Source organism: Ideonella oryzae, assembly GCF_024055665.1.
Classification (GTDB): Bacteria; Pseudomonadota; Gammaproteobacteria; order Burkholderiales; family Burkholderiaceae_C; genus Ideonella; species Ideonella oryzae.
On the sequence record NZ_JAMXMC010000014.1, the window covers coordinates 79,049 to 100,028 of the forward strand.

15 protein-coding genes are annotated in these 20,980 nt (G+C 69.3%); all 15 read left to right on the top strand.

Going from position 1 to position 20,980, the window contains the following annotated elements; genetic code table 11:
* Positions 1–2 precede the first annotated feature (2 nt).
* Positions 3–1,727: a polysaccharide biosynthesis/export family protein gene (locus M0L44_RS19800; RefSeq protein WP_252771910.1), complete on the top strand. Its 1,725-nt coding sequence runs from the start codon at positions 3–5 to the stop codon at positions 1,725–1,727.
* Positions 1,666–6,078, top strand: a complete 4,413-nt coding sequence (locus M0L44_RS22240; RefSeq protein WP_252771911.1) for a glycosyltransferase family protein — start codon at positions 1,666–1,668, stop codon at positions 6,076–6,078. The genes M0L44_RS19800 and M0L44_RS22240 overlap by 62 nt, the downstream gene beginning before the upstream one ends.
* Before the next feature lie 334 nt (positions 6,079–6,412).
* Positions 6,413–7,141: a hypothetical protein gene (locus M0L44_RS19810; RefSeq protein ID WP_252771912.1), complete on the top strand. Its 729-nt coding sequence runs from the start codon at positions 6,413–6,415 to the stop codon at positions 7,139–7,141.
* Positions 7,138–8,010, top strand: a complete 873-nt coding sequence (locus M0L44_RS19815) for a hypothetical protein (RefSeq protein ID WP_252771913.1) — start codon at positions 7,138–7,140, stop codon at positions 8,008–8,010. The genes M0L44_RS19810 and M0L44_RS19815 overlap by 4 nt, the downstream gene beginning before the upstream one ends.
* Complete coding sequence (locus tag M0L44_RS19820) at positions 8,007–9,278, top strand: glycosyltransferase family protein (RefSeq protein WP_252771914.1); 1,272 nt, start codon at positions 8,007–8,009, stop codon at positions 9,276–9,278. The genes M0L44_RS19815 and M0L44_RS19820 overlap by 4 nt, the downstream gene beginning before the upstream one ends.
* Positions 9,275–10,267, top strand: a complete 993-nt coding sequence (locus M0L44_RS19825) for a hypothetical protein (protein WP_252771915.1) — start codon at positions 9,275–9,277, stop codon at positions 10,265–10,267. The genes M0L44_RS19820 and M0L44_RS19825 overlap by 4 nt, the downstream gene beginning before the upstream one ends.
* Positions 10,264–11,436, top strand: coding sequence for a glycosyltransferase (locus tag M0L44_RS19830; RefSeq protein ID WP_252771916.1), 1,173 nt, complete (start codon positions 10,264–10,266; stop codon positions 11,434–11,436). Before M0L44_RS19825 ends, M0L44_RS19830 begins: the two co-directional genes overlap by 4 nt.
* 165 nt (positions 11,437–11,601) lie before the next feature.
* Positions 11,602–13,056 carry a mannose-1-phosphate guanylyltransferase/mannose-6-phosphate isomerase gene (locus tag M0L44_RS19835; protein ID WP_252771917.1) on the top strand — a complete coding sequence of 485 codons (1,455 nt, stop codon included), beginning with the start codon at positions 11,602–11,604 and terminating at the stop codon, positions 13,054–13,056.
* A gap of 40 nt (positions 13,057–13,096) precedes the next feature.
* Positions 13,097–13,915: a hypothetical protein gene (locus M0L44_RS19840; protein WP_252771918.1), complete on the top strand. Its 819-nt coding sequence runs from the start codon at positions 13,097–13,099 to the stop codon at positions 13,913–13,915.
* A gap of 52 nt (positions 13,916–13,967) precedes the next feature.
* Positions 13,968–15,068: a Stf0 family sulfotransferase gene (locus tag M0L44_RS19845; protein ID WP_252771919.1), complete on the top strand. Its 1,101-nt coding sequence runs from the start codon at positions 13,968–13,970 to the stop codon at positions 15,066–15,068.
* Positions 15,065–15,847, top strand: a complete 783-nt coding sequence (locus M0L44_RS19850; RefSeq protein WP_252771920.1) for a hypothetical protein — start codon at positions 15,065–15,067, stop codon at positions 15,845–15,847. Before M0L44_RS19845 ends, M0L44_RS19850 begins: the two co-directional genes overlap by 4 nt.
* Positions 15,844–17,088, top strand: coding sequence for a glycosyltransferase family 4 protein (locus M0L44_RS22245; protein ID WP_252771921.1), 1,245 nt, complete (start codon positions 15,844–15,846; stop codon positions 17,086–17,088). The genes M0L44_RS19850 and M0L44_RS22245 overlap by 4 nt, the downstream gene beginning before the upstream one ends.
* A gap of 28 nt (positions 17,089–17,116) precedes the next feature.
* Positions 17,117–19,747 carry a glycosyltransferase gene (locus M0L44_RS19860; protein WP_252771922.1) on the top strand — a complete coding sequence of 877 codons (2,631 nt, stop codon included), beginning with the start codon at positions 17,117–17,119 and terminating at the stop codon, positions 19,745–19,747.
* Positions 19,748–19,835: 88 nt separating this feature from the next.
* Positions 19,836–20,843 (top strand): NAD-dependent epimerase, encoded by a 1,008-nt coding sequence (locus tag M0L44_RS19865; RefSeq protein WP_252771923.1) that lies wholly within the window; start codon positions 19,836–19,838, stop codon positions 20,841–20,843.
* Between the two features lie 3 nt (positions 20,844–20,846).
* A partial coding sequence (locus M0L44_RS19870; protein WP_252771927.1) for a sugar phosphate nucleotidyltransferase occupies positions 20,847–20,980 on the top strand: 134 nt, incomplete at its 3' end.

Here is a 20,980-nt window from a genome sequence, read left to right on the forward strand (position 1 = left end):
CCATGCTGCCACGCTTCCTTCGCACGCTCGCATCGAGTTTTCTGCTCCTGTCGGTCCTGACCTCGGGGCATGCGGCCGACCCCTCCACGGATGCCAGCAAACCGCAGACCCCGTCCCTGGGGCAGATCCTGGGCCTGCCTTTGGGGGTGGGGACGGCTTCGACGGTGCTCCCCGGCGACGCGTCCCTGGTTCCCGCACCGCCGCCGCAGGCCCTGCCGGCCTTGCCGGGCATGCAGGTGATCGGCGCCAAGCCGGTGGTCTTCGGATCGCAGATCTTCAGCGGCCGTTTTGCCAGCCAGGGTCTCTCGGGATTCAACCCGGACTACCAGGTGGCCAGTGGCGACCGGATCACGCTGCGCATGTGGGGTGCCCTGAACTACGAGGCCGTGCAGGTGGTGGACGCCCAGGGCAACATCTTCGTGCCCAACGCCGGTCCCATCCAGGTCCGAGGCGTGCGCAACGACGAGCTCAACCAGCGGGTGGATGAGCAGGTCAAGCGCACCTTCAAGGCCAACGTGGGCGTCTACGCGACGCTGGAATCGGCCCAGCCGGTCAAGGTGTTCGTGACCGGCTATGTGCGCGCGCCAGGCCTGTATGGCGGCCTGTCTTCCGATTCCGTGCTGGGTTTTCTGGACCGTGCCGGCGGCATCGATCCGGACCGCGGCAGCTACCTGAACGTCGAAGTTCTGCGCGGTGGCAAGCCGCGTGCGGTGCTCAACCTCTATCAGTTTCTGCTTGAAGGCAAGCTGGAGCGTCTGCAGTTCCACGATGGCGACACGGTGGTGGTGCGACCCCGGCAATATGCGGTCACTGTCCAGGGCGAAGCCCAGAACACCTACCTGTTCGAGCTGTCCGCGGCCGATGTGCCGGCGACAGAGCTGGTTCAGCTGGCGCAGCCCAAGCCCACAGCCACCCATGTGAGCGTGGTGCGCAACACGGGCGTGGAGCTCAAGAGCGAATACCACCCGCTGTCGCAGCTGGGCAGTGTGACGATCCACAACGGCGACCTGGTCACTTTCACCGCCGACAAGTACCCCACCACCCTCTTGGTGCGCATCGACGGAGCTCAACTGGGAGAGCGGGCGCTGGTGATGCCCAACGGGGCGCGTCTGAAAGATCTGGTGGCGCGACTGAACCCCTCGCCTGAGGCGGATCTGGCGGGAATTCAGCTCTATCGCAAGTCCGTCCAGGACAGGCAGAAGCGTTCGCTGGACCTGTCGCTGCGCAACCTGGAGACGGCGGCGCTGACCGCCCGCTCGGCCACGGCCGAGGAGGCGGCCCTGCGCAAGCAGGAGGCCGATCTGATGATGTCCTTCGTGAACAAGGCCCAGCAGGTCCAGCCCCTGGGGCAGGTGGTGCTGACCAGCAAGGAGCAAGCCGACCAGATGCTGCTGGAGGATGGCGACGTCGTGGTGGTGCCGGAGAAGCAGAACACCGTGCTGCTCAGTGGGGAAGTCCTGTTCCCCAATGCCCTGGTCTTCAAGCCTGGGGCATCGGTGGCCGACTACGTGGCCATGGCCGGCGGCTATACACAGTCGGCCGACACGTCCAAGGAGATCGTGCTGCACCCCAACGGCACGGTGGCCGAGCCGGGGTCTTCGCCGCAACCGGGTGACGAGATCATGATCTTGCCGAAGATCGATTCGAAGAACATCGAGGTCACGCGTGGCATCACGCAGATCCTCTACCAGATCGCGATTGCGGCCAAGGTGGCCTTCGGTCTCTGAGCTCGTCTGCATTGGAAAGTCTGGAATGAGTTTGCGTCGAGTGAGAGCGATGTGGGGCGCCAAAAGGGCCAGTCATGGAGATGGCGTGTCGACTTCGGTGCAAGGGCACGTGGAGGCATTGGAAGGCCTGACCCTGCGGGGGTGGGCGAGGAGTGCCTCTGGTGAGGACGAAGACATTGCGCTCTGGTTGGACGACGTTCCTCTCGAGGCTGTGCGATGGCGTACCGAGCGCGAGGATGTCCGGCAGGCCTTGCAGACCGATCGGTTGGAATTGGGATTCTTGCTGGAGATCCCCGCAGCGATGTGGCAGCACATCCCGCGGGATGGGCGTGGCCAGCTTTCCGTCCGGGTGAAGGGGCTGCCCCTGGCGAGCCAGCCCGACATGATTTGGGACCGGGGCCGACTTCAGCAGTTGCTGTCTGCATTGGGCGCAGATGTGCCTCCGTCAGCGCGCAAGGGATGGATGGCCCATGCGCAGGCGGCTGATCTCGCGCATGTGTTGCCTTCCGAGTGGGAGAGCACCTCTGTGGAGGCACAGGCCGCGGCCGAGCATGTGAAGGGGCTGGTGGAGGCGCGTGATGGGTTGCTGCTGCGCGGATGGGCTTGCCTGTCGGGCGGAAGACAGGAGCGCATCACTCTGCAGAAGGGGCGGGCGCATGTGGACGCCGCGGTCGTCCGCGTGTCCCGCGAGGATGTCCATCAGGCGGTGAGCGACGCCGGGCCGTTCGCGGGCTTCGAACTGGAGCTGCCGGTGCAGATCTGGGCCGATGTGCCCGAAGGTGGGGAGGTCGATCTCCAGGTCGCGGTCAATGGTCAGCCGTTGCAGACGGCCGTGCCGCTGCGGCTGGACCGTGGCATCCTGTTGGCGGAGCTGGAGAGCCTGCATTTCCAATCGTTCAGCCTGGCTTCCCAGGGCAAGGCGGCGGAGCAGCTGCATCAGTACCGGCTGTTGGCGGTGATTGAGCACCTGGCCCAGGCGGGTTGGCTCTCGAAGTTGTCACCGCCGCTGCGACGCTTTGTGTGGGAAGCGGCCGAGCGATTCGGCGTGGCCACCCTGCTGCCCCCTGCCGATCTGCAGCAGGAGATGCAAGGGTTGCCCGCAGGCCCCGACATCGGACAGGTGACGGTTTGGCGGGCGCTGGCCGACTTCAATACCCGTCTGCAGGCGCAGGTCGATCCGGTGCAGGCCTTGCAGGAGACCCTTGACGCGCTGAGCCTGGGTGACGAGACCTGCCAGCGCTTCCTGCATGCCGTGATTCCCTTCTTCTGTGGTCAGCACCGCTATGGGCTGCTGCGGCCCTGGCTGGATCTTCCACTTCTGCGCGAGCAGGCCTCGACCACACAGGCTTGGTCGGTGTCGCTGTTCCTGCCCGAGTGTGTGGCTGCGGGTGATTTCCGCTGGGCCAGCGACGTGGTGCGGCGCTTGGGCGAGGTGCCGGGCTGGCTCAACACCGAGTGCGTTGGACAGGCCTGCCGCGATCTGTTGCGCTATTCAGAGCGCCATCTCTTGCTGGAGGATGATGGCGGACTGCCTCTGGTGCGTGCGCTGGTCGGCTTGCTGGACCGGGTCGCTTCCGATGCCTGGGGCCGCTCGCACGATGCCCATCTGGTGGATGCCCAGGTGTCGCTGCTCCTCATGCTGCCCTCCTTGCCGGACGAACTTCGGCGGGATCTCCTGGACAAGGCTGACCGGCACTATGGCTTGGTGCCGGCCTTCTGGGGGGGGCTGGACAGCCGCTGGCCATCGGGCGTGCCCTTGCCGGGGAGGCTGATCGCCGCGCGGCGGGGCATGAACCAGCTGCAGCGCCGGCTCAAGCCGGCCACCCTGGATCGCTTCCCCACGCGGGGGGATCTGGATCTGGCCCTGGCCCAGCTTCGTCCTGGGCAAAGTCGCTGGCATCCCGATGCCTGGCGGGCGACGCGTGAAATCGTGCTGGCCCAGTGCATGCTGAGGTCTGATGGGGATGCCGCCCACTTGGAACGCCAGTTTGGCGAGCTCAGCGGTCTGGCCGCCTCGGACGTCTTGCGTCTGGCGGCCCACCCACTGACCCCCGAGCAGGCCGATCTGCCCTCCGATGCGCTGAGCGCCACCGTGCGTGGGGCCAGCGGCGTGGCATTGGGATCGTTCACCGAGCAGAGCTGGTCGATCTGGCAGCGTCTGAGGGAGGCGAGCCAGTCCGCCGAGCGCTGGAATCTGGCCGCCCTGCCGACGTTGGCGGACTGCCGGCGCTTCAACGAATGGTCCTGCCATTTCCTGGGCACCTACTTCGCCACGGTGCGCCTGGCGCTCATGGCCGAGCATGCCCCGACAGGGGACGGCGCGGTGCCATTTGGCGAGCTGGCCGAACTGCGTGGTCTGTGGGTGCGTGCATGGCAGCAGCGGGCCCAAGGCGATCCCCTGGTCGCGCCCTTGTGGAACGCCATGACCCTGGTCGGGCGGCTGCAGCAGCGCTGGCCGGCCCAGCGGGGCTGGTCTGGCCTGCTGGCCGAATGGCTGAACTGCCTGCCCGAGGAGGCGCAGGCCGCCGCCAGACTGCCCGAGCCGGAGCAACTGAGGCTGCGCAGTCCCTGCTGGATGCAGGACACCCTGGTGGTGGTCTATTCCTGCCGCGCCAACCTGACCACCCGCGTTCAGGCCATCCGGGACAGCTGGGGCCAGACCCTGACCGCCGCCGGGATCCCCTGGGTGGTGCTGGTGGGGGATGGCGATGGTCTGGCGCCTGCCGGTGTGGCGGGCGATGTTCTCGCCTTGCCGGTGGCGGACACCTACGAGCAACTGCCCCAGAAGACCCTGGCGCTGCTCGACTGGGTACGCCGGCACAGTGACTTCGCCTACCTCTACAAGATCGATGACGATTGCCACCTGCATGTCGAGAGCTTCCAGGCGCGCTCGCTGCACCGCTGCCACCACTACATGGGGCGCCCGCTGCAGCGCACGGTCGGGGCCACGGATCGCCGCTGGCATCAGAACCGCTCGGCCACGCCCAGGGCGGCCAGTGCGCTCGACAAGTCACCCGAGCCTTCCATCTATTCCGACGGCGGCTCGGGCTACTTCGTGTCCCGCGCGGCGCTGGAACTCCTGGGGCGCCGTGTCCATTCGCCCGATGGTGCTCGGTTGCTGCTGTCCTCCTTCATGGAAGACAAGCTGGTGGGCGATCTGCTCAGCGCCTGCGGCTTCCATCTCAGCGCCGAGGGGTACGAGACGCTGGTGCGCAGGCGGTTCGGAGCAGGTTCCGCGCCGGTCAACGCCTATCAGAACACCTTCTATCCCGGGCGCTCCAGTTCCGTCTGGGTCACACACCTGGACGAGTCGGCTGCCATGGCCACCGTCGAGGCGGGGCTCGATCGGACAGCACTGCGTCCGGCCCGCCTGTGGCCGACGGTGGGCGAGCCCGTGCTGGGTGGTGTTGCGGGAACCAACCAGCTCGAGCTTCTGAGCTCGCCTGAAAGCGTGGCCGCGCTGGTGAATGCGCCGGTGATCGTGGTGGCCGTTGCTCGTAACGAAATGATTCTGATGCCCCATTTCCTGTCGCACTATCGCAGGATGGGCGTTCGCCATTTCGTGCTGGTGGACAACCTGTCGGACGACGGCACACGCGAATATCTGCTGGCGCAGCCCGATGTCGTGCTGTATTCGGCCGATACCGAATACCGATATTCCCAATATGGGGTGGCTTGGCAGCAGGCCGTGCTGGGGGCGCATGCCCTGGGGCGCTGGGTGGTGCTGGCCGACATTGACGAACTGTTGGTGTACGGGGATTGCGAGCACCGTCCCATCCTCGACTGGCTGTCCGAGCTGGATGCCCAGGGGCATGACGCGGCCATGACCCTCATGGTGGACATGTACCCGCAAGGGGATCTGTCATCGGCCGATTTCACGGCGGCGCCCGGAACCCCTTTCGAGTTGGCGCCCTGCTTCGACAGTCAGCCGCTGGTGTCATGGAAACTCGGGGCCGGGAATTATTCCAACGGTCCGACCTACCTCAGTGCGCTGCGTCATCGGCTGATCCCGGATTCAGCCCCCAATCTCTACACCTCGCAGAAAGTTGCGGTTTTCCGATATGCGCCCTGGGTTCGGCTTTCCCAGGGATTGCACTATGCTTCGAATTTGAGAGTGTCGCCTCAGCCGGTGGTATTCGCCCATTTCAAGTACCACGCGGGCTTCCAGCGCAAGGTGCAGGAGGAAATCGCGCGCAAGCAGCACTTCAATGGGGCGGAGGAATACCGCAAGTACCTGGCCCTGCTGGCAGAAAGCCGCGGCAGTCTGTGGAGCCCGGATCTGTCGACCCACTACCAAGGCAGCCAGTCCCTGCTGGATGCCGCCACCCGCTGCCATCGCTCGCAGGGATGACGCCTCACAGGCGGGGCTCGGGAGCGAATACGCCTCGGCTCTGCCCATGGAGGCCGTGGGAGCCGGACGGTCTGACAGGGCTGTCGCCGACCTGGCACTGGGCAGGCCCCGCCTCCAATTGCGGTCAAGGGATCAGGGAAAATACGCCCCAATGCCTGGGTTTGGACTGAGCGATTTTCCCATGCGTGGCATCCTGTCTCCGAGATAGATCAAATGGATGTTCTCTGCAGCCCATTTCAAGGGAGTACGTATTCTTTCTGTTACTTCCTCCGACTATCATCGCCGAATCTGAACGGTCCCTGCCTGGGCCGGGACCCTATTGCTTCGGAGTGCCATGCCCGATTCCGCCGAAACGCTGCGCCATGCCCAGGCGCAGGAACTGACGCTGACCCTGCGCGCTTTGCAGCGGCGTTTGAATCAAACCGTGGATGAGCTTTGCGCATTGGTCGCGGGCCAGGTGGGCGAGGTGGTCGCTCTTCAGGCCGAGGCCGCCCACTGGGAGCCGGCACTTCTGACCCTGCCCTTGCCTGTGCCGGTGTGGCCCCAGCCCGCCAGTGGCCTGGCCCTGGGGCCGGGATCCAGTTTCTATGTCGGTGAGCACCATGGGATGCTGCAACTCGTGCAGGCCCCGCGGTCGCAGGACCACATGGCCCGCTACACCTGCAACCTCAACTTCGCCGACTTTGACGGCGGTTGGATGTCCCTGGCGTTTGATCTCCGATCCCTGCTGAGATCGGTCTCGCCCGGGCGGATGCGGCTGATGGTGCTGGGAGATTGCGCCTGCACGCCCGCGCAGTCCCTGCAGGTCAAATGCAACTGGCGCCAAGACGGCGCGGAGCCCAAGTCGAGGCAGCTTGCACCGGACGCCACCGGGGCGCTGCAACTCAGTCTGGACCTCGGGTGGATCGACCCTGCACAGCTGAAGACGATGGATCTGCACCTCATCTTTACCGTGGCTGGCCGCGGCTCGATCTCTCTGCGCAGCCTTCAGGCCTCCCTGGTGGTCGACACCGACACCGATACCGGTGGCGGGGCGAGCGATGTGTTCGAGGAGACACCATGAATGCCCCGACGCGTGCGGCCGCCTGCATCGACTGGGGGGGCGGGCAGGTGGTCGGTTTTGCACTGCCCGCTGACGAGGGCGTCCTGCACGAGCGCGTGACGCTCTGCCTGGATGGTGTGCCCGTGACGTCTGCCGTCGCCAGCCAGTCCGTCTTTGCCCTGGGTGATGCCTGGGGTGGGCTGCCTGTGCCTGCGCGCGAGCAAAGCGCTTTTGCCCTGCGCATTCCGCAGGGGCGCCTGCTGCCGGCTCATCTCGCCGCATCCCTGACATTGCAGCTGCGGGACAGCCAGGGCCAGGTGTTGCTGGAGGAGACCCTGGCGGGGCCTGCGGCCGTTCTCGCCCTCACGGAAGGCGCCCCTGTCGATCTCCTCTACGAGGTCCGTTTTCGGGCCGTGGTGGGCGGCATGCTGCAGGGCGAGGTGGTGGACCGCCTGGGCCTCGGGCGACGGCCAGCCTTGCGACTGTCGGTCAACGATGGGCCCGCACAAACCGTGCCCTGGCTGGCGGAATCCACCGAAGACGGCGTACACCGATTCGCCATTCCGCTGCCCGTCGAGCAACTGACCCATGGTGCCAACCGGCTGTGCCTGACGGGTCTGGAGGGGCAGCCGCTGGCCTGCTATCCCATCCAGCTCGGAGCAGGCTCCGAGGGCGAGTCCATGCACCGCCTGAAAGTCCTCGAGGCCGAGCTGCAGTTTCTCAAGCAACTCCTGCTGACCCGGCCTGACGACACGGCGCCTGCGCGGCTGGATCTGCTCAAGACCGAGGTGGTGGGGCTGTGCTCGGACATGATGGGCCTGCAGCGCGTGCAGCTGGAGCGTGAGTTCCAGGCCCGCCTGGCCGCGCTGTCCGGGGATCCGCAGGCATGAGCTTGGCGCCCGGCGGTGCCCTGAGGCGCCGACTCCATGTCTTCTCGCCGATGCCGCCCCAGCGCAATGGCCTGGCCGACTACATGGTCGAGTACCTGCCTTGGCTGAGCCGCGACTTCGATGTCTCGGTCGTGGTGGCTTCGGATCAGCAGGAAGCCGTGGCCCGCGCGCGGCCCGCCGACGCCCCCTGGTCGGTCATTGGCGAGGCCGAATTCCTGGCGCGTCAACCCGATGCTCAGGGTCAGGTCCTCTACAACCTGGGCAACAACGGCGACTGCGTGTACATGCTGGACCATCTCCAGGCCTACCCGGGGGCGGTGGTGCTGCACGACATTTCGCTGTTCTATCTGCACCAGCTGGCCACCGAGCGGGGATGGATGGGCTCGCTGATGTCGGGCTGGATGGCCGAGGACGGCCACACGGTGCCCCCGGCCTTCCTGCGCCGAGACGGTTCGCTGCACCACACCCCTGGGATGATGTACCAGGAATGTCTGATGCTGGCCCGATTGCTGCGCCACGCCCCCGGGGTGCTGGTGCACACCCGTTACGCTCAGGGGCGCCTGCTCGGGGCCGTTCCTGAAGCGGATCGCGCGGGATGGGTGCGCATCCCGCACTTCGTGTTGCCGCCGGTGGTGGCCCGCGACGCGCCCGAAGCCCGGGCGCTGCTGGCCCGCCTGGGCATCGGTCCGCAGAACGTGCTGCTGCTGGTGCCGGGTTTCCTGACTGGCAACAAGATGCTTTACGAAGTGCTGGCCGCCTACCGCCAGGTCCAGCCCACCGCGCCCCAGCTGCGCCTGGTCTTCGCTGGCGAGGAGCGTCCGGCCGAGTACGACCTGTCCGCCCGCATCGCGGTCTGGTGGCCGGCGGGCGAGGGGCCGGTGGTCACGGGCTATCTCGATGCAGCGGCCCTGGACACGCTGCTGGCACGGGCCGACCTGAGCTTCGTGCTGCGCTATCCCACCTATGGCGAATCCTCCGGCATCCTGCCCCGTGCGGCCCTGGGCGGGGGGCGCGTGGTGACGGTGGACATCGGCGCCTACCCCGAGTTCGCCTCGCCTCGTGTCACGCCGCTGAACGTCGGTCCGGGCCTGGTGGACGATCTGGCGCGGGCCATGGCGGAGGTGGCCCGGGCCGCACCCTGGGGGCCCGAGGATCGGCAAGCCCATCAGGCCGACGAGGCACAACGCCAGGCGGGCCGGACGCCTGTGGCCCTCTACCCGGCCTGGCGGGACTGGCTGGATCTGTGTCACACGAGGGGGCGGCCATGAGTCCGTCCCACGGTCCGGCGGTGGCCGGGGACCTGTCCCGTTGGCTCGACGCCTGGTTGGCCGCTCAATGGCGTCAGCGGGTGCCTGCCACGGTGGTGCTGGCCCAGGCGCAACGCCGTTGGTGGCCACTGCTGGAAAGCGTGGCCACGGTGCTCTGGCTGCATCCGACGGAGGACCCCCGGCGCGACTTCCATGCTCCGCCGGGTTGTCGTCCGGCCCTGCGCCCTCGTCTGGCCCTGGATCGGGCCGACCAGGCGGTCGAGGCCGACGAATTGCTGCAGCGTGCCAGTCTGCGGGTGTTGGGCGTCACGGATGACACCCAGGCTCTGGCCAGCTTGCTGGCCCCCCAGGGCTGGCGCCAAGGTGACGGGCAGACCCTGCTGTGGGGGCGGGCGTCCTCTGCCGGCTGGTCGGCCTGCGAAGACACGGTGCAGGCGCTGGGCCTGCGGGCACTGCCGGCGCCCCCAGGGTGGCGCTGCCTGGCGTCCAGCGGCCTGTCATCGCATGCCGCCCATCCCTTGCCTTGGACCCCGCAGGGGGCCCGGGTCAATGAGGCCGCCTGGTCGCAGCGTCCACCTTTGCACCGCTCGCTCGGTCCGAAGCTCCGCTGGCGTCTGCAGCTACCTGGGCGCGAGGCCGCCGTGGCAAGCGCCGAGCTGGCCCAGCAGCGCATCATGGTCTGGGGTCGTGCGCTGGCCGATCGCCGCGGCAATTTCAGCCTGATCCGGCCCTGGGAGGGGCCCTTGTGCTGGCGGGCCCTGCTGCCCAATGTGCGGGTCAGGCTGGACGGCGTGACCCTGTGCCTGCCGGGTGGCCAGGCACTGGTGGCCCGCGGCCTCTGGAAGCAGGGGGCTCTGCAGCTGCACGCCCCGCTGCCCGCCGTGCCCGAGGACCAGCCTGCGCTGCTGCACGGCGCGGTTCCCGTCTGGGCCCTGCCGCAGCCGGACTTCTGCGAACTGGCCATCCAGGCCTGGGAGTGGCCGGCATGACGGCGCTGCTGGAACCATCCCGCGCGCCCCGGGTGCTGCTGGTGAGCTTCAATCGGCTGCTGCCCGCGGATCAGGGCAATGCCCGTCGCATCCTGCAACTGGTGCGCTTATACGAGGCCCTGGGTTTCTCCATCGACCTCCTCTACCACTGCGAGGAAGGCTTGGACCCCGGTCTGCTGCGTGGCCTGCAGAAGCGCTTCGCGATGGTCCGCGTCCTGGAGTCGCGCGCGACCAAGCGCATCGGCCCGAACCACGTCTGCCGTCTGCTGGACTGGTACGACCCGCAGCTGCATGCGGTGGCCGCCGAGATGCACCGCCTGCGCCGCTACCAGGTGGTGCACGTCAACTACGTCTGGTACGCCCCTCTGCTGCGGCATTTCGGGCCGGACGTGCTGAAGGTGCTGGACAGCCACGACATCTTTGCCGACCGGGCCCTGGCCTACCAGCAGGCCGGTCTGGCGCCCGCCTGGTTCAGCACCAGCCTGCAGCAGGAAGACGAGGCCTTCGGCTGGGCCGATGCGGTGCTGGCCATCCAGCGTGACGAGGCGCGGGCCATGGCCGCGCGCGGCCACCGCCACATCCTGTTCCTGCCTTACCTGGAGCCCCAGGTGGGGCACTTCACGCCCCGCCGCCCCGGTGAGCCGCTGGTGCTGGGTTACCTGGGCAGTGGCAACGACTGGAACATCCGCAGCCTGCGGGCCTTTCTGGTGGCCTGGCAGGCCCGCAGCGACCGCCCCCCGGTGCAGTTGCTGGTGGCCGGTGGCATCAGCCGCCATCTGTCGGAGCAGCCGGGGGTGGTGCGTCTGGGCTTTGTGCAGGAGCTGCAGACTTTCTACGGTGCCATCGACATCGCGATCAATCCGATGGTCGGCGGCACCGGCCTGAAGATCAAGACGGTGGAGCCGCTGTCGTTTGGCCGGCCGGTGCTGGCCACCCCCGCAGGCATCCAGGGCCTGAGCGAAGTCTGGCGCCTGCCCGTGGCCGAGTCGGCCGAGGCCCTGGCCGAACTGCTCTGCCAGACCTTGAGCGTCCACCCGAACCAGGCTCTGGAGGGGTGGCTGGCGCAGGCCGAGGCCACCCGGAGGGCCCTGGACACGCAGTTCGATCAGCAGCGGCAGCGTTTCTCTGGCTGGCTGTCGCAGAGGCTGTCCTTGCCCTTGCTGCCCTGACCCGAGGCGGAATTTCGTCAGTTGGAAGGATGTTTCGACGGCGGCGCGCTGGCCCGTTTGCATCAGGGTGTGCTTCTTGCAGCATCTCCTTCCATCTGGGGGCACGCGAGGCCACACCAGGGCCATGGTGCTCCCGTACACTGCTTCGGATTCAAGGACCTTGCCATGTCGACTTTTCAGATTTCCGTCCAGCCCGTCATCATGGCCGGTGGCAGCGGCACCCGCCTGTGGCCGCTCTCGCGCGCTGGCTTTCCCAAGCAGTTCCTGAGTCTGTCGGGCGACGACAGCCTGTTCCAGCAGGCCGCGCGCCGTCTGGCCGGCCTGTCCACCGAGGACATCGTCGCCCGGCCCGTGCTGGTGGTCGGCAACGGCGACCACCGCTTCCTCGCGCTGGAACAGCTGCGAGAGCTCAAGCAGACGCCGTCGGCCGTGCTGCTGGAGCCGGTGGGCCGCAACACCGCGCCGGCCCTGACCCTGGCCGCCCTGGCGGCGCTGGAGGGCGGCGAGGACCCGGTGTTGGTGGTCACCCCCGCCGACCAGACCGTGGCCGACGAGGTGGGCTTCATCGCCACCCTGTGCGAGGCCGCACGGGTGGCCGCGGACGGGGCCATCGTCATCCTGGGCATCACCCCGGACCGGCCCGAGACCGGCTATGGCTACATCCGTGCCGCCGCGGCCGAACCCGGCGAGGTCGCCAAGGTGCGCCAGTTCGTCGAGAAGCCCGACCGCGCCACCGCCGAGCGCTACCTGGTCGAAGGGGGCTACACCTGGAACAGCGGCATCTTCGTGCTCAGGGCCTCGGTCTGGCTGGCCGCACTGGAGGCCTTCCGGCCGGACATCGCCAGCGCGGTGCGCGCGGCCTGGGCCGCACGCGAGCAGGACGGCGTCTTTGTGCGCCCGGGCAAGGAGGCCTTTGCCGCCGTGCCCTCCGAGTCGGTGGACTATGCGGTGCTCGAGAAATGCCCGGGCAGCGCCTTCGACATCCGGGTGCTGCCGCTGGCCGCCGGCTGGAACGACCTGGGCGCCTGGGATGCCGTCTGGCAGGTGGGCGCCAAGGACGAGGCCGGCAACGTCACCCAGGGCGACGTGCTGCTGCAGGACGCCCGCGACACCCTGGTGCACGCCACCAGCCGCCTGGTCAGCGTGGTCGGTCTGAGTGATGTGGTCGTGGTGGAGACGCCCGACGCGGTGCTGGTGACCGACCGCGCCCGCAGCCAGGACGTCAAGCACATCGTTTCCCAGCTCAGCGCCGGTGGCCGCAACGAGCACACCCTGCACCGCAAGGTGCACCGGCCCTGGGGCTGGTACGACAGCATCGACCACGGCGGGCGCTTCCAGGTCAAGCGCATCATGGTCCGGCCTGGCGCCTCGCTGAGCCTGCAGATGCACCACCATCGCGCCGAGCACTGGATCGTGGTCAGCGGCACCGCCGAGGTCACCTGCGGCGACAAGACCGTGCTGCTGACCGAGAACCAGAGCACCTACATCCCGCTCGGTGAGGTGCACCGCCTGACCAACCCGGGCAAGCTGGACCTGGAACTCATCGAGGTCCAGTCCGGCAGCTACCTGGGCGAGGACGACATCGTCCGCTTCCAGGACACCTACGGCCGGACCAGTTGAACCGGGCAGCGGGGTCGGGCATGAAGAAGGGTGAGCACGCGTGCTGATCGGCGACAACTACGTCTTCGTCGAACTCCAGAAGACCGGCTCCACCCACATCAAGCAGCAGCTGCAGGCGCTGCTGGGTGGGCGCAGCGAAGGCAAGCACAACAAGCCCAGCGACGAACTGCTGGGGCCGGGGCGGGTCATCATCGGCTCGGTGCGCGATCCCTGGTCCTGGTACCTGTCCCTGTGGTCCTACGGCTGCCAGCGGCGCGGTAGCCTCTACACCCGCCTGGTGGACCCGCAGAACTGGCAGCACAGCCAGCCCCTGCTGCAGGCGCGCCAGCGCGAGCACGGCGATCTGCGGCTTGATCAGCTCACGCCGCAGCGGGCCCACGACGTCTGGTATGCCGACACCGGCAGCGCCGAGGGCTTCCGGGAGTGGCTGCGGGCCGTCTGCCTGCCGGAGATGCGCACCACCGTGCAGTCCGGTTTCGAGGCCTCGGGCCTGGGCCGCTGGGGCTGCGGCATGATGAGCTACCGCTACCTGAAGCTCTTCACCCACGGCGTGACCACCCTGGCCCAGGAGGTCGACAGCGCCGAAGGCCTGCGCCTGTGGACGCAGCGGCATTTCCGGCCGGCCCACATGGTCCGCCTGCATGCCCTGGCCGAGGACCTCATCACCACCGTGCAGGCCCTGGGCGGCAGCCTCACGCCGGCGCAGTGCGAGGCCCTGCGCCAGGCCCGCCCGACCAACCGCTCCTCGCGGCCACATCCCTTCGGCCACTACTATGATGCGCAGGCCCTCGACGATGTCGCCCGACGCGAGTGGCTGCTGATCGAGCGACATGGCTTCCAGCGGCCATCGCTGGGCTGATGCCCGGTCCGCAGTGGGCGGGCCGCGAGATCCGAACCAACCTGGCGCAGTGATGAAGAAGACCGTTCTGGATGCAGGCGACGAATGCGGCCTGGCCAAGTTCCTGGCCCACCGTGGTGCGCAGGCCTGCCTGCTGGCTCCGGCGGCCCTGCTGCAGGAGCTGGCGGAACGGGCCGGACCGCCGGCTTGCCTGGCCGTCAGCCGTGTGGAAGACATCCCGGCGGGCGTGAAGCGGGTCTTCGCCCATGACCCCGACGACGAGGGCGGCCTGCTGACCCAGCTGCGGTCTGCGCGGCCGGATCTCGAGGTGCATGGCTGGACCCGCCTGATTCCCGTGCTGGTGGCCGATCGCAAGCGGCCCGCGCCGGACGCGCCGCGGCCGCTGCCGCAGCACCGCTTTGCGGTGGTCTGCACGCCGCGCACCGGCAGCACCTTTCTGTGCGAGCTGCTGGAAGCCGGTGGGCTGGGCGCGGCCCGAGAGCACCTGCGCTGGCCGCTGATCTATGCCCTGCGCCATGGCGTGCCCACCGAAGCCGCCTTTGACCTGGTCCAGCGCCACGGGACGGTGGAGGGCGTCTTCGGCACCAAGCTGATCTCGCACTTCCTGTTCGACGCCGTGGGCCAGGACCAGGCCGCCGGCTTCCTGCAGGGCTGGGCCGGGCAGGGCTTTCGTTTCATCCGCCTGCGCCGCGACCCGGTGGCCCAGACCCTGTCCAAGTACAGCGCCAAACACAGCGGGGTTTGGCATGCCCGGGGGGCGCTGGCCGAGGGGCGGCGGCGCCGGCTCGAGAATGTGGCCTACGATTTCGCGGAGCTCTGCGAGATCCACCGACGCACCCTGGACGAGGACCGCGCGCTGGACGACGCCATGGCCGGGCTGCCGCCCGATCGCCTGCTGGCGCTGGACTACGACAGCGTGGTGGCCGCACCGCTGGAGACCCTGGCCGGCGCCGCCGCCTTCCTGGGCCTGCCGGCCCATCCCGAGCGGGTCGACTTCAGTGCCTTGCCGACCCAGCTTTCGGCCACCCACGACAACACACGCCAGCTGCGCGAACGCTTCCTGGCCGACCTGGCCGACCTGGCCGACCTGGCCGACCTGGCCGACCTGGCCGACCTGGCCGACCTGGCCGACCGACCGGACCTGAGCCTGTGACCGACGCCCACCTGCCCACCGCGCCCCAGACCGTCCGCGCCAGCGAGTTGCTGGAGGGCGACGACGAAGGCTTCGTGATCAACGCCTACCTGGCCCTGCAGCGGCAGTGGCCGGATGTCGGCGGCTTTGCCCACTACCATTGGCAGCTGTCCCAGCGCCCGCAGGCTCGGCTCGAGCTGCTGCGCGAGATCGCCCGCTCAGCCTCGGCCCAACGCTCCGGCGTGGTCTTCGAGGACGACTTCCCGGCCGAGCAGACCGAGGCTCCCCGCCTCAGCGACCCGGTGCAGTCCCGGCTGCGTTACCTGACGGCCTGCGAGCGCCTGCGCGTGCCGCAGCTGGCCCGGCAGTCGCTGGAACTGCAGGCGCTGCTCTCGGGGGTGAGCCTGGAGGGCATCGGCGAGGCCGTGCGCACCGTCATCGAAACCAGCATGGCCCAGCTGGCCCAGCTGGAGTCCCGGCTCAACAGCCTGCAGGTCGAGTTGGCCGACCTGCGGGCACGCCTGACCCTGCCCGACATGGTGCAGGCGCCGCCGCCGGCCGAAGGCTCTCCCGCCTGGATGCAGCGCGAGCTGCTGCGCCTGGGCCAACGGGTGCAGGCCCTGGAACAGGGGCGGGTGGGCGACCTGCCCGGGCGCACGCCCGAGGAACTCAAGCGCGAGCTGGCCGACTACGTGAGTGCGATGGTGACCGTGCAGGCCGACCTGGCCGCGCAGCAGCAGGTGTCCCTGGCCCTGGCGGCCGTGCGGGGCGATGTCCCCCCCCGCGCGGAGGCCCCGTGAGCGCGCCGCCCCTGGTCGTCTTCTCGCCCCTGCCGCCGCGGCGCTCGGGCATCGCGGCCTACACGGCCGAGCTGTTGCCGGCCCTGTGCGAGGGCGGGCCGGTGACGGTGGTCAACGAGGAAGGGTTGACCCCCGCGGTGGCCGCCGAACTGCCCGACTGCGGTGGCGCGCTGCGGGTGCTGTCGCTGGCCGAATACCAGGTCGAGTCACAGGCCGAGTCGCAGGCCCAGCCGGCGCTGCGGGCGCAGCCGCACGTCTACCAGATCGGCAACAACGCCGACCATGTCTTCGTCTACAAGGCTTTCCGCCAACGGCCCGGCCTGCTGGTGCAGCACGACTTCAACCTGCACTACCTGGTCGAGGATGTCACCCTGGTGCGCGGCGATGCCGAGGGCTACCGCGCGGTGCTGCAGGAGGAGTACGGCGAGCCCGGCAACACCCTGGCCATGCTGCGCCGGGCGGGGGTGTTCTCCGAGGCTCAGAAACTGAGCCTGCCGCTCAACCGCCACCTGCTGCGCCAGGCCCACGGCGTGATCGTGCACAACCGCTGGATCCACGACCGGCTGCCCGTCGAACTGCGCGATTCGGCCTGCGTGGTGCCGCACCACTACTCGCCCGCCGTGGCCAGCGTGGCGGGGCTGACCCCCGCCCAGGCGCGCCAGCGCCGCGGCCTGCCGGCAGAGCCTTTCCTCTTCCTCTCGCTGGGCTTCATCACGCCGCCCAAGCAGATCCAGGCCGCGCTCTGGGCCCTGGGCCAGCTGCGCCAGCGGGGGCGGCAGTTCCGCTACGTCATCGTCGGCGAACGCAATGCCGGCTTCGACATCGACACCCACATCCGCCGCCACGGCCTGGAGGACTGGGTCACCGTCACCGGCTACGCGCCCGAATCCGACTTCTTCGAGTACATCGTGGCCGCCGATGCGCTGATCAACCTGCGTCACCCGACGGTGGGCGAGAGCTCGGGCACCCTGGTGCGGGCTCTGGCCCTGGGCCTGCCCGCGGTGGTGCACAACTTTGGCCCCTCCAGCGAATACCCGGACGATGTGGTGCTCAAGGTGCCCCTGGAGCTGGGCTCGCCCGATGCGCTGGCCGCCACGCTGGACACCCTGCTCACCCATGTCGAGCTGCGCGAGGCCCTGGGCACGCGGGCGGCCCGCTACATCCGCGACCACTGCGCGGTCCAGCATTCCGCCCAGGCCTACCGGGCCTGGCTTGCCCGCTTTCCGCAGACGGTGCGTTGATCTCGCACCCGAGGCCCACGGTTTCGCCATGTCTTCATCCGCCTTCGATGCTCCCGCTACCTGGCCCGCCCTGCCCACGGACGCCCTGAGCGAGGACGATGTGCTGCAGCTCTACCGGGCCTTGCTGGGTCGGGAGCCGGATCCCGGCGTGGCCCAGCGCGCGGCCGGCCGGTCCCTGGCCGAGATGGCGCTGGAGATGGTGCGCAGCGAGGAGATGGCCCTCAAGGTGCTGACCCCGGTGGTCCAGCGCCGTGACCTGCCCCATGCCCATCTGAGCGACGAGGAGCGGCTGCGCCTGTGGCAGTGGATGGACCGGCGACTGGGCTGGCCGGCGGCGGCACCGGTGGGCCGGGTGCGGCCCGAGGCCCTGCTGCGCCGCGTCTGTGGTCATCCCCGGCTGAGCCAGGAACTGCAGGCCGTCCATGCGGGGCTGTTCAGCGAGGTGGCGGCCCATTTCGCCCAGCCCGGCGCGCTGGACCTGCAGGGCAAGATCGAATTCGCCAACCACGAGTTCATCTCCGGCTGGCTGACCGACCTGTCGGGCCAGCGCGCCACGCTGCGGGTGGAGGTGCGCTGCCACGGCCGCCTGGTGGCCAGCGGTTCGGCCCACAGCCTGCGGCCCGACATTCGCGAGCACATCGGCGGCAACGGCCTGTGCGGCTTCCGTCTGCCCTGGCGGCCCGAGGCCTGGCCCTCCGGCCAGGCGCTCAGCCTGCAACTGGTCGAGCCGGCCAGTGGCACGGCGGTCGGCGGTCCCTACCGCTACGAGAACTCTCGCCTGGACCAGCTGGGCGTGGCCCAACTGCTGTCCAAGGAATTGGAGGAGATCCAGCGCCGCATCGACGCGCTGGCGGCGATGGTGCCGCAGGGGCTGCGCTATGCGGCCTTCCCGCTGGACCACTACGACCTCTACCGGCGCACCCACCGGGTGCCGCCGCCGCCCTGGCTGCAGGAACGGGCCTGGGCCGGGGTGCTGACGCCGCCGGCGGTGGCGGAGGGCGTGGCGTTTCGCGTGCTGATCGATGCCTGCGCGGGCGACCCGATCGCGGCCCGCTGCACGGTGGACACCCTGCGCGCCCAGCCCTGGCCGCATTGGCAGGCCTGGATCGTGGGCGCGGCCCCGGTGGTGACGGATGCCGCAGCCCTGATGGCCGCGGCCGACTCCCGGGTGCGGGGTGTGGCTGGCTGGGCCGACCTGCCACCCGACGATGGCCTGGCCCCCTGGTGGCTGCTGCTGGAAGCCGGCGAGCGCCTGGACCCCATGGCCTTGCCCTGGCTGGTGCACGCCGCGCACCAGTCGCCCCAGGCCGCGGCCCTCTACTGGGACGAGGACACGCTGCGCCATGCCTGCGGGCGCGCGCCGGCGCGCGAGGAGCGCCATGTGCGCCCCCTGCTGCGCCGCGCCTTCGATCCGGAAGCGATGCTGGAGCTCAACGTCGTCGGCCGCAGTCTGGCGGTGCGGGTTGCCGCCTTGCAGGCGGTGGCGCCGGCCCTGGGTGCGGGCGATGCGGCCGGGGGGCTGTCGGGCGCCCCGGCGGCGCGGGAGGCGCTGGTCTGGGCCCTGGCCGGGCAGGGGCCGTTGGTGCATGTGCCGCAGTTCCTGTTGAGCCGCAACGACGCCGCGCTGCGGGCCGACAGCGCCGAGGCAGGCGATGACGACGGCCCCGGCGAGTCGGTCCAGCGCCTGATCGCCCAGGCCGGCCCTGAGGCCCTGCGGCCCTGGCTGCCCGCCGCCTGGCAGGGACGCCGCTGGCAGCGGGTCACGGACCCGCTGGGCGCCTCGCCCAAGCCGCTCGTGCGCTGGACGCCGCAGCGGCCCGAGGCGGTGCTCAGCGTGCTGCTGCCCACCCGCGACCAGGTGGGCCTGCTGCGCGACTGCATCGACACCCTGCGCGAGCAGGCCCTGCACCCGGGGGCGCTGGACATCGTCGTGGCCGACAACGGCAGCACCGAGCCCGAGACCCTGGCCTACCTGGCCGAGGGCGCGGCGCGCGGCGACTTCCGCGTGCTGCGTATCGACGAGCCCTTCAACTGGAGCCGGCTGAACAACCGCATGGCCGAGGCGGCCCGCGGTGATCACCTGCTGCTGCTCAACAACGACACCCGCATGCTCACCGGGCAATGGGACGACATCCTGCGCGGCCTGCTCGAGCGTGAGGACGTGCTGGCCGTGGGCGCGCGCCTGCTCTACGAGGACATGACGATCCAGCATGCCGGCGTGCTGACCGGCCAGGAGCGCTTCGTCGCCCACGACGCGGTGGGCGTGCCGGTGGACGATGGCCTGGGCCTGCTGGGCCCCCAGCTCACCCGCCGCATGCCGGCGGTCACCGGCGCCTTCCTGGCCTGCACGGCCGCCACCTACGCGGCCACCGGCGGCATGGACGAGGCCCAGCTCTCGGTCACCTTCAACGACGTGGACTGGTGCCAGCGCGCCGGCCAGCGCTTCCCGGACCGGCACGTCGTCTACAGCCCGCTGCTGAGCCTGGTGCACCTGGAGTCCAAGAGCCGGGGCTTCGACTTCCAGGACCCGCTCAAGCAGGCGCGGGCCGACTACGAGCGCCAGGCCTTCGAGGCCCGCTCCGGTGGCTGGGTGATCGAAGACCGCGGCGGCAACCCCCAGCTCAGCCACTGGGTGCGTCCGGGCACGGCGCTGGACTGAGGCGGTTTCCGTCCGGTCGCCGACTGGCCGACAATGTCCGCATGAGTCTGCTCCTGTCTGCCGGCCGTTTGCCCTTCGGGGGCCGGCCATGAAAGTCCTGATCACCGGCGCGGCCGGCTTCATTGGCATGCATGTGGCCGAGCGCCTGCTGGCGCGCGGCGACGAGGTGGTCGGCATCGACAACCTCAACGACTACTACGACCCGGCGCTCAAGCAGGCCCGGCTGGCCCGGCTGAGCCCGCAACCGGGCTTTCGCTTCCAGCGCCTGGACGTGGCCGACCGCGCCGGGGTGGAGGCGCTGTTTGCCGCCGAGCGTTTCGACCGCGTGGTGCACCTGGCGGCGCAGGCCGGGGTGCGCTACTCCATCACCCATCCGCATGCCTATGGCGAGGCCAACCTCAGCGGCTTCCTGAACATCCTGGAAGCCTGTCGCCAGTGCCCGGTGGCGCACCTGGTCTATGCCAGCAGCTCCAGCGTCTACGGTGGCAACACCAAGATGCCGTTCTCCGAGGCGGATGCGGTGGACCACCCGGTGAGCCTGTACGCGGCCACCAAGAAGGCCAACGAGCTGATGGCCCACACCTACAGCCACCTCTACCGCCTGCCCACCACCGGCCTGCGCTTCTTCACGGTCTACGGGCCCTGGGGGCGGCCGGACATGGCCTACTTCAGCTTCACCCGCAAGATCCTGGCGGGCGAGCCCATCCCGGTCTTCAACGAAGGCCGCATGCAGCGCGACTTCACCTACATCGACGACATCGTCGACGGCGTGGTGGCGGTGCTGGACAGGCCGGCCACTCCGGCCCAGGCCTACGACCCGGGCGCGCCGCACCCGGGCCGGTCGAACGCGCCCTACCGCATCTTCAACATCGGCAACCAGGACCCGCTGCCGCTGGGCGAGTTCATCGCCGCCATCGAGGCGGCGCTGGGCCGCGAGGCGGTCAAGCAGTACCTGCCCATGCAGCCCGGCGACGTGGTGGCCACCTCGGCCGACGTCAGCGCCCTGGCGGCCTGGACGGGGCTCAACCCCGGCACCCCGCTGCGTCAGGGCATCCAGCGCTTTGCCGACTGGTACCGCGATTACCACCACCTCTGACCTATGACATCTGCACGCAAAGGCATCATCCTGGCCGGGGGCTCCGGCACGCGGCTGCACCCGGCCACGCTGGCGATCAGCAAGCAGCTGATCCCGGTGTACGACAAGCCCATGGTGTACTACCCGCTCTCAGCGCT

Coding starts and splice junctions, on each gene's coding strand:
- M0L44_RS19865 (WP_252771923.1), top strand. CDS start 19,836: ATGAAAGTCCTGATCACCGGCGCGGCCGGCTTCATTGGCATGCATGTG.
- M0L44_RS19815 (WP_252771913.1), top strand. CDS start 7,138: ATGAATGCCCCGACGCGTGCGGCCGCCTGCATCGACTGGGGGGGCGGG.
- M0L44_RS19835 (WP_252771917.1), top strand. CDS start 11,602: ATGTCGACTTTTCAGATTTCCGTCCAGCCCGTCATCATGGCCGGTGGC.
- M0L44_RS19810 (WP_252771912.1), top strand. CDS start 6,413: ATGCCCGATTCCGCCGAAACGCTGCGCCATGCCCAGGCGCAGGAACTG.
- M0L44_RS19845 (WP_252771919.1), top strand. CDS start 13,968: ATGAAGAAGACCGTTCTGGATGCAGGCGACGAATGCGGCCTGGCCAAG.
- M0L44_RS19820 (WP_252771914.1), top strand. CDS start 8,007: ATGAGCTTGGCGCCCGGCGGTGCCCTGAGGCGCCGACTCCATGTCTTC.
- M0L44_RS19800 (WP_252771910.1), top strand. CDS start 3: ATGCTGCCACGCTTCCTTCGCACGCTCGCATCGAGTTTTCTGCTCCTG.
- M0L44_RS19825 (WP_252771915.1), top strand. CDS start 9,275: ATGAGTCCGTCCCACGGTCCGGCGGTGGCCGGGGACCTGTCCCGTTGG.
- M0L44_RS19860 (WP_252771922.1), top strand. CDS start 17,117: ATGTCTTCATCCGCCTTCGATGCTCCCGCTACCTGGCCCGCCCTGCCC.
- M0L44_RS19830 (WP_252771916.1), top strand. CDS start 10,264: ATGACGGCGCTGCTGGAACCATCCCGCGCGCCCCGGGTGCTGCTGGTG.